Source organism: Vreelandella glaciei (assembly GCF_013415125.1).
Classification (GTDB): Bacteria; Pseudomonadota; Gammaproteobacteria; order Pseudomonadales; family Halomonadaceae; genus Vreelandella; species Vreelandella glaciei.
Window position 1 is genome coordinate 58795 of record NZ_JACCDE010000005.1, and the last position, 15990, is coordinate 74784.

13 protein-coding genes are annotated in these 15990 nt (G+C 56.6%); 2 read left to right on the forward strand and 11 right to left on the reverse strand.

Annotated features, from left to right (window positions below):
• Positions 1 to 117: 117 nt before the first annotated feature.
• Positions 118 to 1188, forward strand: coding sequence for a metal-dependent hydrolase (locus tag HZS80_RS05005; RefSeq protein WP_179915335.1), 1071 nt, complete (start codon positions 118 to 120; stop codon positions 1186 to 1188).
• Positions 1189 to 1206: 18 nt separating this feature from the next.
• Here HZS80_RS05005 and HZS80_RS05010 read toward each other — a convergent pair whose 3' ends face one another.
• The 8 genes from HZS80_RS05010 to rho form a co-directional block, all read right to left on the reverse strand.
• Entirely contained in the window at positions 1207 to 1938 is a 732-nt protein-coding gene (locus HZS80_RS05010) for an MliC family protein (protein WP_035564717.1), read from the reverse strand.
• Positions 1939 to 1983: 45 nt separating this feature from the next.
• On the reverse strand, positions 1984 to 2496 hold the full coding sequence (locus HZS80_RS05015; RefSeq protein WP_035564719.1) for a DUF3087 family protein: 513 nt from the start codon (positions 2494 to 2496) through the stop codon (positions 1984 to 1986).
• Between the two features lie 77 nt (positions 2497 to 2573).
• Positions 2574 to 3659 (reverse strand): 3-deoxy-7-phosphoheptulonate synthase, encoded by a 1086-nt coding sequence (locus HZS80_RS05020; RefSeq protein WP_179915336.1) that lies wholly within the window; start codon positions 3657 to 3659, stop codon positions 2574 to 2576.
• Between the two features lie 2 nt (positions 3660 to 3661).
• Positions 3662 to 3820, reverse strand: a complete 159-nt coding sequence (locus HZS80_RS05025) for a hypothetical protein (protein ID WP_179915337.1) — start codon at positions 3818 to 3820, stop codon at positions 3662 to 3664.
• A gap of 387 nt (positions 3821 to 4207) precedes the next feature.
• Entirely contained in the window at positions 4208 to 4336 is a 129-nt protein-coding gene (locus HZS80_RS23810; RefSeq protein WP_008959857.1) for a hypothetical protein, read from the reverse strand.
• Between the two features lie 59 nt (positions 4337 to 4395).
• Positions 4396 to 5136, reverse strand: coding sequence for an FAD-binding oxidoreductase (locus HZS80_RS05030; protein ID WP_035564723.1), 741 nt, complete (start codon positions 5134 to 5136; stop codon positions 4396 to 4398).
• A gap of 61 nt (positions 5137 to 5197) precedes the next feature.
• Positions 5198 to 6688 (reverse strand): 4-hydroxy-3-polyprenylbenzoate decarboxylase, encoded by a 1491-nt coding sequence (gene ubiD / locus HZS80_RS05035; RefSeq protein ID WP_035564725.1) that lies wholly within the window; start codon positions 6686 to 6688, stop codon positions 5198 to 5200.
• Positions 6689 to 6745: 57 nt separating this feature from the next.
• Entirely contained in the window at positions 6746 to 8005 is a 1260-nt protein-coding gene (gene rho / locus HZS80_RS05040; protein ID WP_008959860.1) for a transcription termination factor Rho, read from the reverse strand.
• Between the two features lie 547 nt (positions 8006 to 8552).
• Between rho and ppx the strand changes: the two genes are divergently transcribed.
• Entirely contained in the window at positions 8553 to 10106 is a 1554-nt protein-coding gene (gene ppx, locus HZS80_RS05045) for an exopolyphosphatase (RefSeq protein ID WP_179915338.1), read from the forward strand.
• Here ppx and tilS read toward each other — a convergent pair.
• The 3 genes from tilS to dnaE form a co-directional block, all read right to left on the reverse strand.
• Positions 10069 to 11409: a tRNA lysidine(34) synthetase TilS gene (gene tilS, locus HZS80_RS05050; RefSeq protein WP_179915339.1), complete on the reverse strand. Its 1341-nt coding sequence runs from the start codon at positions 11407 to 11409 to the stop codon at positions 10069 to 10071. The two genes, ppx and tilS, sit on opposite strands and share 38 nt — an antisense overlap.
• Positions 11390 to 12346 carry an acetyl-CoA carboxylase carboxyl transferase subunit alpha gene (gene accA, locus HZS80_RS05055; RefSeq protein WP_179915340.1) on the reverse strand — a complete coding sequence of 319 codons (957 nt, stop codon included), beginning with the start codon at positions 12344 to 12346 and terminating at the stop codon, positions 11390 to 11392. The genes tilS and accA overlap by 20 nt, the downstream gene beginning before the upstream one ends.
• Positions 12347 to 12464: 118 nt before the next feature.
• On the reverse strand, positions 12465 to 15971 hold the full coding sequence (gene dnaE / locus HZS80_RS05060; RefSeq protein ID WP_179915341.1) for a DNA polymerase III subunit alpha: 3507 nt from the start codon (positions 15969 to 15971) through the stop codon (positions 12465 to 12467).
• Positions 15972 to 15990: the final 19 nt, after the last annotated feature.

Genomic DNA, 15990 nt, shown 5'->3' on the forward strand with positions numbered 1-15990 from the left:
CAAAAAACGACCGTAGCCATACTTTACAAAAACGTGACAGCGTACATAAAACGCCGCAACGCTGTACAATTAAACCATAACGTTTATCTTAGCTGGGTTTACCCGTCGGAGAAACCTGTGGATTCAGTCACGCAAGCTGCGCTTGGCGCAGCCATTGGCGGTGCCGTGCTGGGCCGGCGCTTGGGCCGAAAAGCCATTCTCATTGGCGCCGTGCTGGGCACCCTGCCTGACCTTGATGTGATAATCGATTACGGCGACGCCGTGGCCAATGTTACCGAGCATCGCGGCTTTAGCCATTCACTGTTTGTGCTGACGGGCTTGGCCACGCTGCTGGCACTAATGAGCGCACGCTTTGCGCCTATCACGGCGATTAGCCTACCCCGCTGGTGGTGCTTTTATACACTTATTCTGGTCACGCACCCGCTGCTTGATGCCCTTACCACCTACGGTACCCAGCTGTTGTGGCCACTTGATGTAACGCCTGCGGCCTGGCCAATCATTTTCATTATCGACCCGCTTTATACCCTTGCCTTGCTAATCGCCCTGGGGTTCGGTTTGGTCTCTTTGCGGGTAAGAAAGGCCTGCACCTGGGGGCTGGTCATCAGCTGTGTTTATCTGACCATGGCGGCTGGGGCGAAAGTAATGATTGAACAGCGGATCGCCCCGGTGCTGGCGGAGCAGGGACTGCAGGAGGCTCCTCTGCTGATACAGCCAACCCCGTTCAATATTGTGCTATGGCGCGCCACGGTGATGGATGGGGATCGCTATTATGAAAGTTTGATCAGTGTGTTTGACGGTAATAGCCAGCCCCGCCTGGAACCACTGATTCGTAACGCAGCGTTAGAAGCCCCTCTTTTGGCCAGCCTGCAAGGGCAGCGCTTGGCGTGGTTCGCTGGGCCTTTTCTGCGCTATGAAGCGCGTTGGATGGACGGTAAAGAGACGCTTATTGCCACCGATATACGGCTCGGCTTTCCAGGGTTTCATCCGTTTAGTTTCACCCTGGCTACGTTAGAAGAGGAGCGCTGGGTACCGCTGGCGGTGAGCGAACAAGTGGAAAGTTCGCGCGGCATTCAGATGACAACGCTCTCCCGGCTTGCCGCTCGTGCCGCTGGCAACACCTCGGCACTATGCGCCAGCGACTTTGTGACACAAGAGTGGCGGGCCGAGCGTGTTATCTATCGCTGCTAAACTAAGCTACTCAACCCATTAGGGAGCAATGCCTTGGCCACAGCCACTATATTGCTCCCCACCGTAGGTTAGTGTGACCCTGGCAGGGAAAGGCTTGCCGCTCATGCCGTCAAAGCAGGCGCCAGCTTCAATGCGAACGCGGAAGAAAGGTTCCACATCCGCGTTTTCAATGACGACTCTGCCTGCTTCGTTGTCCATCACGCTGATCATATAGGGTTGTTGGACACGTTCTTCCCCATAGTTGAGTTCCATCGTCAGCGTTGGCGTATCGTTCGCCAAGGCAACCGACCAGCCGGGTTCATTGCCCTGCCCGCGGAACATGACCCCAGGGTGATCCTTCCGGGTTGAGGCATCACGGCTAGCGGCCAGCGCGCATTTGAGTTGACCACGGGGCGTTTCGACCAATGCCTGCTCACCGCGATTCCAGAAGCTGATTTCACCGTCTTGATAGCGAGCACCGCTGGCCACCACCGCTTGCGGCAAGTGCCAGGCGCCATGCAGCGACCAAAGACGCAGCGTTTCGCCGTCGACAGCGGTGATTAAATTCTGACGCGCTGGGCTACAATGCCACGCATCAAAGCCCTGCGCCGAGCCGGGAAAAAGTGCCGATGGTAAAAAGGGGGCTCGGTTATCCAGTGTGGCTTGATTGGCTGTCGTCGTTTCGGCGGAAGGCGTCGCTGCACAGCCGCCAATGACAACCGTTATGCCTGCTGCGGCAATGGCGCCACCCCATGCTTTTAATCTCTTCATACACCGCGCTCCCTTTGTGTCAGGTGCTCTTGCTGTCTATAGTGTTTATCCGCGCTTGAACGCCTGCAGGTCATGGGTATCGATACTCTCCACCTGCGGGGGCATCCCCAGCTCTTCGCGTTTAATCTTAACCTGCATTTTTTCAGCCAGCCGCTCCGAGTCGTCGTCGGTGGTACGCCCGTTAAGCTCTGCCAACTGCGCCATGCCTTGGTGGTAGAAGGTGAGCAGGTCCAAGGCTGTGCGATTATTCTCTTCCACTGCTTTACGTAGCTGGGAAAGGTAGCCGCTGACTTGCGACAAGTGATGTTTGAGCTGCCAGACATAGCGTACTTCGGTCATCCACGGGCGCTCACGCAGCACGGCAAAAAGTGCACTGGTGGCCAGTAACCCAAGTAGTACGCCAAGGGCGTTGAGCCAAAGACTGCTGCCAAAGGTGGTCGTGAGCAGCATGGAGAACAGCAGGCCAAAAATAATCAGTTGCCCTGCCATGGCAAAACTGATCATGCGGGCTTTACGGCGGTAAGTCTCAGGGTCGTGATCTTCTAGGGCAAATACCATGGCCAGCCTCATCATCAAAATAAGTTTCTTATGATACGGGGCTGGCCATGGCAAACAAGTACTAGTGTTAGCGAGGCTTAACTCAAACGCTCCGCCGCCATTTTGAGTAAGTGTTCGGTGGTTTCCCAGCCCACGCAGGCATCGGTCACCGAAACACCGTAGCGCATGGCACCTGGCTTGAGCGGCTGCTTGCCTTCGAATAGATGGCTTTCCAACATCAATGCCACCAGATTGGCTTCCCCCGACTGGCGCTGGGCGAGCACATCCAGCATCACTTCGCTCTGGCGACGGTGATCCTTACGTGCGTTAGCGTGGCTGCAATCAACCATCAGCCGTGGGTTTTGGCCCGCGTTACGTAGCGCAGTGGTAGCTGCACGTACGTGCTGAGTCTGGTAGTTGGGTTCACCGTGACCACCGCGTAGTACTACGTGGGTGTGTGGGTTGCCCGTGGTTTGCTGGACGATCGGATGGCCTTGAGAATCGACGGCGAAACGCTGATGCGGGTGGGCTGCGGCACTCATGGCATCAATCGCGACTTGAACATCGCCACTGGTAGCATTCTTGAACCCCACCGCCGCGGCTAAATCACTGGCAAGTTCCCGGTGCAGCTGCGATTCAGTGGTGCGCGCGCCTATGGCGACCCAGCTCAGCAAATCGTCCAGGTAAGGTGCCAGCATCGGCTGCAGAAGCTCGGTGGCCACCGGCAGGCCACGCGCCGCCACGGCGTGCATTAGTTCACGGGAGAGCGCCAGGCCGCGGGGCATATCGCCACTGCCATCTAAACCAGGATCATAGGCCAGCCCTTTCCAGCCCACGGTGGTGCGGGGTTTTTCAATGTAGACACGCATCACAGTTAATATCTGCCCGCTCACTTCTTCACTGAGTGCTGCCAAGCGGTCGGCGTATTCAAGCGCGGCATCAGGGTCGTGCACCGAGCAGGGGCCGACCACCACGAGTAGACGGTCATCGTGACCGCTTAGAATTTGCTGTATAGCGTGACGCTGGCGGGCAATTTGCTCGCTTAGCGGGTCGCTTAACGAGATACGCTGACGCAGTTCGGCGGGGGTAGGCAGCCTTTTGGGGGTGGTAGGCGTAAGCCGCGAAGTGACCTGGGTAGTATTGACGGCTGGTTTATTTACAACAGAGCTGATGGGCGCATTCATGATTAATTCTCCGCAATCGTACATCGTTTGACTAGGTGACCACCCAGGCGCACGCGGTCGGAGGTGGCAGCTAGCACCGACCACGCGTCGCTAAATCGCCAACCATAGCCATAGCCCACATAGCCGGTAGCGAACGCGTTAGTCAGTGCACGATAAATCATGATGCTGCTCCTCGATGAAATAGTGATGAAAGTTAACCGACCCCGTCAGTAGCAGGGACTAAAAACGCCAAAAGCCCCGGCGGGGTTACCGACCGGGGCTTCTGTGCTTGCGGCAGGCAACCGTGTGGTGTGCCTGGTGGCGCGACGTTAGGCGTCGGCCAAGGGCACTCCGTGGCTAAACCAATACCAATAAGAGCCTGCGCTACTCATGAGCGCACACACGCCATCAGCCATGTCTGGCAGTGGTTTCATCGTGTGTGGCGTGGTGAGTCGCTGCATGTCTTTATTTTCCGTTAGTAATAGCTCGCCCGAGAGAATCGTCCGCTAAGGCTGCCGCAATGATGTTGTGGTTTTTATCCTGCCTGCAAGCGCTGCAAATGGCAACACTCAACCGCTAAAAGCTTGTACCCAGCCAATCGTCGCGGGCAGTGCTGCCATGCTAACCAATACCACTATGCCGAGAAAAATGGATAAAAAGCCAGATTCGTCTTTATAGTCTTCGTCGTGATGGGCCATGTTAGCCTCCTTTTTTATCAACGCTATATCAGGGGAGTCTCAAAAAACCTGCGGCCATATTAAGTAGTTCGAGGGGCGTAGGCAAACACATCCGAAAACACTCGCTCAAGCTTCACGCCTTTCGTGTCGAGCACATCCAAGCAGGCATATACCATGCCTGGTGAACCCGAGATATATACATCATGGGTGTCCGGCGTTATCTCTGCGTCTTTCAAGACCTGGTCAATACGCCCCTGGTGGTGGTTGATCCGCTCACCCACTGCCATCGGCTCTTCTAACGCAAGCTCGGTCACTGCATGAAACGAAACGTTGGCATGGGTTTGCGCCCATGAACTCGCCAATTGCTCCAAGTACAGGTCGCGATGTTCACGCGCTGCCCACCATAGCGAAATTTCACGCTCAGGCTGCTCGTGGAGTGCTGCTTCAATAATCGCTTTCATCTGCGAGAAACCGGTGCCAGCGGCTACCAGCATTAGCGGCCGCTCGCTCTGACGATCCAACACGCAATCTCCACCCGGCAAACGCAAGGTGAGCTGGTTGGCCACCTGAAGCAGCTCACGCAGCCGCGCGGAGTTATCCCGCTCCGGCCAGTGCTGAATATGCAGCTCGATAACACCATCGCTGCGATCGGCACTGGCAATCGAAAACGGTACCCAGGTTGTGTCGTCTATCTTCAGTTCTAAATATTGCCCCGGCGCATGCTGCATGGCCTCGGCGCGCCCGGCTAGCGTTACGCCAAACACATCGGGGTTTAAGTTCTCAACCTCGGTGACTTGGCAAGTCAACGTCCTTGCACTCATGAAAGCCTCTTTTTACAAATTTGGTCAGCGATACGCATGATCAACGGCTGTCTTCAGTCTATCAAAGGCGAGAGGGCGGTAACTCCAGGCCAATGCCCAGTGCTTCCCAGCGTTCATCTACCCGCGCTTTAACCGCTTCGTCCATCACAATGGGGGTGCCCCATTCGCGGTCGGTCTCTCCCGGCCACTTGTTGGTAGCATCAAGCCCCATTTTCGAGCCAAGGCCTGAGACCGGCGAGGCGAAATCGAGGTAATCGATCGGCGTATTTTCGACCATCACGGTGTCCCGTGCGGGGTCCATCCGCGTGGTGATCGCCCAGATCACATCTTCCCAGTTACGCGCATCCACATCATCATCCAGCACGATCACAAACTTGGTGTACATAAACTGGCGGAGGAAACTCCAGACACCCATCATTACGCGCTTGGCGTGTCCTGGGTACTGCTTCTTCATCGTCACGACCGCCATACGATAAGAGCAGCCTTCCGGAGGTAGATAGAAGTCGACAATTTCGGGAAACTGCTTGCATAGAATGGGCACAAACACTTCGTTCAGGGCAACGCCCAGAATGGCCGGTTCGTCCGGCGGGCGCCCGGTGTAGGTCGAGTGGTAAATCGCATCACGGCGCATGGTCATGCGGGTGACGGTAAATACTGGAAAGTGATCGACCTCATTGTAATAACCGGTATGGTCACCAAAGGGGCCTTCCGCGGCCATATCATCGGGGTAAATAAAGCCTTCGAGGATAATCTCGCTTGATGCAGGCACATCAAGATCCGCATGACCGCACTTCACCAACTCCGTCCGTGAACCGCGCAGCAGCCCTGCAAAAGCATATTCTGAAAGTGAATCTGGCACCGGCGTCACGGCGCCCAAAATCGTCGCTGGGTCGGCGCCTAGCGCTACCGCCACGGGAAAAGGTTCGCCAGGGTGAGCCTTTTGAAACTCCAGAAAATCCAAGGCGCCACCACGATGGGAAAGCCAGCGCATAATCAGGCGGTTTTTGCCGATTTTCTGCTGACGATAGATACCCAAATTTTGGCGTTTCTTATTCGGTCCCTTGGTAATGACCAATGGCCAAGTCACCAGCGGCCCTGCATCGCCCGGCCAGCAGTGCTGAATCGGCAGCAGGCCAAGATCGACCTCGTCACCTTCATACACCACCTCTTGCACCGGTGCATGCTTGACGTTTTTGGGGCCCATACTGAGCACCTGCTTAAAGATCGGCAGCTTGTCCCAGGCATCTTTCAAGCCTTTAGGTGGATCAGGCTCTTTTAAAAACGCCAGCAGCTTACCGACTTCGCGCAGTGCTTCTACCGAATCCTGCCCCATGCCCAGCGCAACCCGTTTGGGCGTGCCAAACAGGTTGCCCAACAGCGGCATGTCGTGGCCTTTGACGTTCTCAAACAGCAACGCCGGGCCACCGGCACGCAGCGTGCGGTCGCAAATTTCGGTGATTTCCAGGTAAGGATCGACTTCGACATGGATACGCTTGAGTTCACCCTGCGCTTCAAGCGCCGCGATGAACTCGCGCAAGTCTTTGTACTTCAAGGCACGCTCCCTGACTGGCGAATGCGCCGCGTTAGCGGCGCTCTTTTGGACTACAAGCTAGCGGCGCTTCATTGCTTCAAAGAACTCAAGATTGGTCTTGGTATCTTTCAGACGGTCAATCAGGAATTCAGTCGCGGCGGTGTCTTCCATCGGGTTGAGCAGCTTGCGCAGAATCCACATGCGCTGCATTTCTTCCTCGGATGCCAACAGGTCTTCACGACGGGTGCCGCTGCGGCGGATGTTGATCGCCGGGAATACGCGACGCTCGGCCAGTTTGCGGTCCAGGTGGGCTTCCATGTTGCCGGTACCCTTGAACTCTTCGAAGATGACTTCGTCCATCTTGGAGCCGGTGTCGACCAGCGCCGTGGCGATAATCGTCAGGCTGCCACCCTCTTCGATATTACGCGCCGCACCAAAGAAGCGCTTCGGCTTCTCAAGCGCATGGGCATCGACACCACCGGTGAGCACTTTGCCGGAGCTGGGCACCACGGTGTTGTAGGCACGCGCCAGACGGGTAATCGAGTCGAGCAGGATGACCACATCTTTCTTGTGCTCAACCAAACGCTTGGCTTTCTCGATAACCATTTCAGCCACTTGCACGTGACGCGCCGGCGGCTCATCGAAGGTTGACGCCACTACTTCGCCACGCACGGTGCGCGACATTTCGGTGACTTCCTCAGGGCGCTCATCGATCAGCAGTACGATCAGATGACACTCTGGGTTGTTGCGCGTGATGGAGGTCGCGATGTTTTGCAACATCAGCGTTTTACCCGCCTTGGGCGGCGATACCAGCAAACCACGTTGGCCTTTACCGATCGGCGCGGTCAGATCGATGATCCGCGCGGTAAGGTCTTCCGTGGAGCCGTTACCGATCTCCATACGCATACGATCGTCTGGGAACAGCGGTGTTAAGTTCTCAAACAGGATCTTGTGCTTGGCATTCTCCGGACGGTCAAAGTTGATTTGACTGACCTTCAGCAGGGCGAAATAACGCTCACCCTCCTTCGGCGGACGGATTTTGCCGGAAATGGAGTCACCCTTACGCAGATTGAAACGGCGAATCTGCGAAGGCGATATGTAGATATCGTCGGGACCGGCGAGATAGGAGCTGTCAGCGCTACGCAGGAAGCCGAAGCCATCCTGAAGAATTTCCAGCACACCGTCGCCGTAAATATCCTCGCCACTTTTGGCGTGTTTCTTGAGGATGGCGAAAATGATGTCCTGCTTGCGCGAACGGGCCAAGTTATCAATACCCATTTCACGGGCGATATCGAGGAGCTCGGGAACGGTTTTTTGCTTGAGTTCAGTGAGATTCATCGGTGTGTTAGAAAGTTGCTCATGGAAGCTGGGCGCCAGGCGCCGGGAGTAAGACAGGAGGCGTGAAAGTGACGCCGTGTGATGCGTTCAGACCCCGGTAAAGGCACGCGCTCGAAGATGAAAGGAACGGCGTTGGACTTAACTAACAACGCTGCTACTAGTTGTTATTAAGACTCAACTCGAGGGTGCTAACACTTGTCTACTCTGGTTCACACAGGAAGAGTTTGAACCAGTGGGCTATCTGACGACTTGGAATTCTGGCTGACGCTAACGGGATAAACAATGAATAACGTCTGGGGCGACCAAGGTGCCGTACTTGAACGACGCATGCAAGATGATTTATCTAAACTGTCTATTTAAGCCGTCTATCTAAACGGTCTAGCCAAACTATCTTAACAACGAAGTACTTGTGGACACACTAACTAACCAGGTCAGATCAAGCCAGTAGGTCGATGGTAGTCAAGCCTCGCGACAAACGCAAGTCTTTGCAATTGACAATAGATAAAGGTCACCGCAACCTTGGCACAGCCAACACGAAGGAAAGCTCATGCCCAAGGACATTTCGCTCCCCATTGCCGCCTCTAACACCGTGGCAGACAGCGGTGCGCCACAGCGCTTCGCCGCCATTGACCTGGGCTCTAACAGCTTTCATCTACTGGTGGCCAACTACCAGCATGAACGCCTCCAGGTGGTGGCCCGCTTGGGTGAAAAAGTGCAGCTCGCCGCAGGCGTAGACGATGACGGCATGCTGAGCGAGGCCGCTATGCAGCGCGCGCTAGACTGCTTAGGCCGCTTCGCGCCCTTTTTAAGCGATATTACCAACGCCAATTTGCGTATTGTGGGCACTAACGCGTTACGCGATGCACATAATAGCCAAGCGTTTATAGAGCGCGCCGAGGCCCAATTAGGTCACGCCATCGAAATTATTGCTGGGCGCGAAGAGGCTCGGCTGATTTATTTGGGCGCCGCCCACGCCCTGGCCGAAAGTGGCCGTCGATTAATCGTCGATATTGGCGGCGGCTCGACCGAATTTATCATCGGCGAGGCGTTTGAACCCAAGGCGTTGGAAAGCCTACGCATGGGCTGCGTCACTTTTTCCCGGCGCTTCTTCCCCGACGGCGAGTTAAACGAAAAACGTATGCGCCGCGCCGAGCTAGCCGCCCTTTCGGAGCTTGCCAATATTCAGCGTCCTTACCAGCGCCTGGGCTGGGATGACCCCGTCGGTTCAAGCGGTACAATCAAGGCCGCCGCCAGCGTACTGCATGCCTATGGCGATACGCCCCACGAAGGTGTGATTACGCGTGGTGGTTTGAAGAAGCTGCGCGAACGGCTGCTAAAGTGCAAGCAGCTGGATAAAGTCGCGCTGGATGGCCTAAAAGCTGACCGCGCTAAAGTCTTTCCGGCGGGTATTGCCATCCTTGGTGCGATCTTTGAAGCCTTTGATTTAACCCAGATGCGCTTTGCCGATGGCGCTCTGCGCGAAGGCGTTCTTTACGATATGGCCGGGCGTAATACCGCAGAAGATTCACGCTCGAAAAGCCTGGAGTCGCTGCAACGCACCTACGATGTCGATACTCGCCAGGGACTTAATGTCGCCGACACCGCTGAGCGCTTATTTCATCAGATACGCCAAGCGTGGTCGCTCAACCCCGATCAAGAGCGCTATTTGCAGTGGGCTAGCCATGTGCATGAAATCGGCTTGGCGATTTCCCACAGCCAGTTCCATCGTCACGGTGCATATCTGCTGGAGCACTCCGATCTCGCCGGCTTCTCCCGCCCTGAACAGCGTCGGCTGGCGTTTTTAGTGCGCGCTCATCGACGCAAATTTCCGCTTAAAGAGTGGCAGGCTTTGCCCGACGCGCAACAGGGAGTGACGCAGAAGCTCGCCCGGCTGCTACGTTTAGCCGTACTGCTCAACCATTCGCGCCCTGAAACCGCTCCCTCGCTGCCGGAGATAAGCGCTGACAGCGATAGCCTGACAATTACGCTGCCTGCCAGTGATGAACCCACCCTGCTGAGTACCGACTTGGAGCAGGAGCAGGCATTTATGGAAGCCGCCGGTTTCAAGCTTTTGATACAGCAGGGAAAGTCTGACGGATGAAGCGCGCCCCCTCGGCTTGCCATAGCAGCTTGCCAGGGGGGGCAATTACTCCGATACACGCTGATGCCTGCATGATCACCACCAACCGTTCGCGCTCCCAGGGCGGTACCTCTGCCTCCTGAAGAAGCCGCTTTACATCGCGCCTACCCCGCGCTAGTAGTTGAATGACCTCGCCTCCCTGTCGCCAAGTGACCCTAAGCGGTTGAGACGACGGCTGGGAGGACGCTGGTAACGAAGATACTTGCCAGCCCAGCGGACCGATGGGCGTTTCCAGGGGCGCTTGACCATCCCAATTAGCCTCCCACGCCGGTAGCGGCTCAAGAGGTGCCATCAGATAGAGCCGCTGACGCCACAGGCGCGCTTGAGCGCCCTGCCACTCGACGCATACCTTGGCATCCACCTTCGCTGTTAATTGATCCAGCAGGCTCTCTAGGCGCTTTTGCGGCGGCGTCGGCAACCCTTGCTGCTGGCAGAGCGTACGCACCAACAGCCGCTGACGGGGGCGCGAACGCGCGCTTAGCGCTGCGGCGTTCAAGTATTGGTTATCGACGCATTGGTCATCAATGGTAAGTAACGCTTGCAGCTCTTGCTGGGCATACTCACTCAGCAAGTTGTCGGCTTCGCTGGCATGTTGGGCGCTACTCGCCAAGGCCTCATCTGCCCCTGGCCAACGTTCGCGAAGCGTCGGCAGCACCCGGTGGCGCAGGCGGTTGCGATCAAGGCTGATATCCCTGTTGGTAGGGTCTTCGCACCAGCAGAGATCAAGTGACTGCGCGGCTTTCTCAAGCGCGGCCCGCCCTACCGTAAGCCACGGGCGCAGCAGCGTAATATCGTGGGCATCACGCCGATAGGGCATACCCGCCAGGCCGCGTACGCCACTGCCGCGCAGGGCAGCAAGCAGGAAGGTTTCCGCCTGATCGTCCTGATGCTGGGCGAGCCAAAGCGTGTCACCGGCGGGAAGAGTGGCGAAGAAAGCCTCATAACGAGCGTTGCGCGCCGCCCCTTCAATGCCCTCGCCTTGGGTATCCACTGCCACCTCGGCGACTGTGAGGGGAACGTTGGCACGCTCACAAAGCCCCCGACAGTGAGCTTCAAATGTCGATGCTGCCGCTTGCAGGCCATGATTGACATGAATGGCTCGCAGGGGACGTTCTGCTTGTTCACAGACCTGTGCGGCTAACGCGAGCAGCAGACAAGAGTCCAAACCGCCCGAGAGTGCCACCCAAATAGAGCGCCCCGACGGGGTTTCCGCCAGGGCGTCGTTGAGCAAGCCTTGCAGTAAATTATGCGGCTGGGGCGCCATAGCTCATTAACCGCTTATAGCGGCGCTCTAGCAGCGCATCGGTATCCATCGCCTGCAAACGCTCCAGGCTCGCGGTGAGCGCTTCCTTGACGCGCTCGGCGGTAGAGAGAGGATGGCGATGAGAGCCGCCTAACGGCTCTTTGATCAGCGAATCGACAAAACCCAGCTCCTTCAAGCGCTCGGCTGTGATCCCCATGGCCTGCGCGGCATCAGAAGCCTTGGTGGCACTCTTCCATAGAATCGAGGCGCAGCCTTCCGGTGAGATCACCGAGTAGGTGGAGTACTGCAGCATTTGCAGTTCATCGCATACACCGATGGCCAACGCGCCACCGGAGCCGCCCTCGCCCACCACGGTGGAGATAATCGGTGTTTTCAGTCGCGACATAACGGCCAGATTATAGGCGATGGCCTCTGACTGGCCGCGCTCTTCCGCGTCGATGCCGGGATAAGCCCCAGGCGTATCGATAAAGGTCAGAATCGGCATCTTGAAGCGCTCAGCCATTTCCATCAGGCGGCACGCTTTGCGGTAGCCTTCTGGGCGCGGCATACCGAAGTTACGGCGCACCTTCTCTTTTACATCGCGGCCTTTTTGATGACCAATCACCATCACCGGCGCATCGTTCAACCGTGCAATGCCACCCACTAGCGCCGCATCATCGGCGAAATTACGATCGCCGTGTAACTCGTCAAAGTCGGTGAAGATGTGTTCGAGATAGTCCAACGTATAGGGGCGCTGGGGGTGACGAGATATTTGAGAAACCTGCCAGGGAGTCAAATCCTTGAAGATCGATTCCGTCAGCTTACGGCTTTTCTCTTCCAGCCGAGAGATCTCGTCAGAAAGGTTCACTTGGCTATCAGAGCTGACCAAACGCAGCTCTTCAATTTTTGCCTGAAGTTCGGCAATGGGCTGTTCAAAATCGAGATAATTAGGATTCATCGGCTCTGCCTGGTCAAAATAAGCATGCATATGTGTGTAGAGAGTATAAAGAGCATTATCGCACCCTGACCCTGCTGCGCAAGGTGGGTGTTCGCCCGTTTACCCGTTAACGATACTTTTAACGATAACGTAGCTGAACGCCTGCCTGGCCCTGCACATCCCGCAGCGCCAGCAGTAAATCGTCGCTTGGCGCGACTTTCCACTCATCGGCAAGTTCCAGCCACGCGACAGCTGCCGGGTGTCGATACTGTAGGCGCACCGGCAAGCCCTCTTGATCGCGATACGGCGTCAGGCTGTCGCGCAGGGTTTCAATTAAGCGACCATTGATTTGGGCGGCGTCCAGCGCCAGCTCCACCGCTTGGCCGTAGCGAATACGTGCTGTCACCATCGGTGTGACGTCTTTACCGCGCAGGCGCAGGCCGCCAGAGAATTCATCGCTGGAAACCTCGCCCTCTACGATGAGCACTTGGTCGGCCTCAATCTGACCGCGCAACTGCTCGAATAACTCCCCAAACAGCGAGGCTTCAATGCGCCCGGTGCGGTCGTCCAGGGTAATAAACGCCATGGTATCGCCGCGTTTGGACTTCATGGTACGCACGCCGACCACGAGACCTGCCACACGCTGGGGGTCGCGGGAGGGCTTTAAATCGCTGATTCGCGTAGACACGAAGCGCTTTAATTCGCGCTCGTACTCATCAATCGGGTGCCCCGTCAGATAAAGCCCCAGGGTATCTTTCTCCCCCGAGAGGCGCTCGCGATCGGTCCACTCTCGGGCGTTGATATATTCGGCGTAAACGTTGCTATCACTGTCGTCGGCTTCAACGAAGGCGTCGCCGAACATATCCAGCATACCCAGGTTTTGATTGGTATGGTTCTGGGCGGCGGCTTTCAGCGCGTCTTCCATGGCAGCGAATAGCACCGCGCGGTTGGGACCGATGGTATCCAGCGCGCCGGAGCGAATCAGTGCTTCCAGGGTGCGCTTATTCATCCGTTTGGGATCCATGCGGCGACAGAAGTCGAAGATATCCTTAAACGGACCGTCTGCCTCACGGGCTTCAACAATGGCACCAATCGGTCCTTCGCCCACGCCACGAATCGCGCCCAGGCCATAAACCACCCGCGCATCGGTATCGACGGTGAATTTATAGCCACCGACGTTAACGTTCGGTGGGGTCACCGTGAGTTTGAGGTTGCGACACTCCTCAATCAGCGGTACCACCTTATCCAGGTTGTCCATCTCTGTGGACATCACCGCGGCCATGAAAGGCCCTGGATAGTGGGCTTTTAGCCACGCCGTTTGATAGGAAACCAAGGCGTAGGCGGCCGAGTGCGACTTGTTAAAACCGTAACCGGCGAATTTTTCCACCAAGTCAAAGATGTTACCGGCGAGGTCTTTATCGATACCGTTGGCGGCACAACCTTCCATAAAGCCGTCGCGCTGTTTGGCCATTTCTTCAGGCTTTTTCTTACCCATGGCCCGGCGCAACATATCGGCTTGGCCGAGGCTATAGCCTGCCATTACCTGAGCGATCTGCATGACCTGCTCTTGGTAAAGAATGATGCCGTAGGTAGGCGCCAGCACCGGCTTCAACAGTTCGTGTTGGTAATCCGGGTGTGGATAAGAGACTTCGGCTCGGCCGTGCTTACGATTGATAAAGTCATCAACCATGCCCGACTGCAGCGGGCCGGGGCGGAACAGCGCCACCAGGGCGATCATATCGTCCAGCGAGTCGGGCAGCAGACGCTTGATCAGCTCTTTCATGCCGCGGGATTCAAGCTGGAACACCGCGGTGGTTTCGGCGCGCTTGAGCATTTCAAAGGTCGGCGCGTCGTCCAGTGGGATGCTCTCGATACTGAGCGGTCCCTGACCGTTAACGCTGCGCACCTTATCGACCATCTCCAGCGCCCAGTCGATAATCGTCAGCGTGCGTAGGCCCAGGAAGTCAAACTTGACCAGCCCCGCCTCTTCGATATCGTTTTTATCGAACTGAACGACCAAGCCTGAGCCGTCTTCGTCGCACAACAGCGGCGAGAAGTCCGTCAGTTTGGTCGGCGCAATGACCACGCCCCCGGCGTGCTTACCGGTACCCCGGGTGGTGCCCTCGAGCTTGAGGGCCATCTCCCAGATTTCCTCAGCTTCTTCATCGTTACCGATAAACTCTTTGAGCGCGGGTTCCTGCTCGATGGCTTTGGCCAGGGTCATGCCCACTTCAAAGGGAATCAACTTGGAGAGCTTATCCCCAAGAGAGTAGGGCCGCCCCTGAGCGCGGGCAACATCACGCACCACGGCCTTGGCGGCCATGGTGCCAAACGTCACGATCTGAGATACCGCATTGCGTCCGTAACGCTCGGCCACGTACTCAATGACCTTATCGCGTTTCTCCATACAGAAATCGACGTCAAAGTCGGGCATGGAGACACGTTCCGGGTTCAGGAAGCGCTCAAACAGCAGATCGTAACCAATTGGATCCAGATCGGTGATCTTTTGCGCATAGGCCACCAGCGAACCAGCACCCGAGCCGCGCCCTGGGCCTACAGGGACGCTGTTATCTTTTGCCCACTGGATAAAGTCCATTACGATCAGGAAGTAGCCAGGAAAGCCCATCTGGATAATAACGTTGAGCTCAAACTCCAGCCGATCGCGGTAGCGCTGGTCGATCGCCTTGTACTCGTCGCTGTCGCGGGGATAGCGCTCAGCAGGGAAAAGAAAATCGAGTCGATCCGTCAGGCCATCGTGAGAGACCTTGCGGAAGAACTCATCCTGGGTCATGCCCTCAGGAATTTCGAATTCGGGTAGGAAAATCTCACCCAAACGCACGTTCACGCTGCAGCGCTCGGCGATCATAACGCTGTTTTCCAGCGCTTCGGGAATATCCGCAAACAGCGCCGCCATCTCGTCAGGGCTTTTTAGGTACTGCTCTTCGGTGTAGCGGCGTTCACGACGTGGGTCATCCAGCGCTTTACCTTCGCCGATAGCGACGCGGGTTTCGTGGGCCCAGTAATCGTCGCGCTCTAAAAAGCGAACGTCGTTGGTCGCCACCACCGGTGTGCCTGTCTCAATGGCCAGCTTGACGCTGGCGTGAACGCAGGCCTCTTCCAATGGGCGCCCGGTGCGCACTAGCTCTAAATAAAAACGTTCGGGAAACGCTGCCTGCCACTCTTCAAGTAACTGGCGTGCTTCAGGCTCATGATCAGAGAGCAGGTGTCGGCCAATCTCACCCTCCCGCGCACCGGAAAGCGCTATCAGCCCTTCGCTCTGCTCTAACACCCACTGTTTATCGAGAATGGCCCGCCCCTGGCGCTGGCCATGGGTCCAGCCTTTAGAGATCAACTCGGTAAGGTTGCGATAGCCAACGTCATTCATGGCCAGCAGCGTTAGCCGATAGGGGTGCGATTCGTCGTGGGGGTTTTGCAGCCATAAATCGCTGCCGATGATCGGCTTCAACCCCGCCCCCTGGGCGGCTTTATAAAACTTGACCAAACCAAACAGGTTGGTCTCATCAGTCAAGGCCAGCGCTGGCATCGCCCGCTCAGCGGTTGTGCTGACCAGTGATTTGAGCTTAACCAGGCCGTCGACCAGGGAGTATTCACTGTGCAAACGTAAATGAACGAACGGGACCGTCATGAGACTCTCAGAAATACGC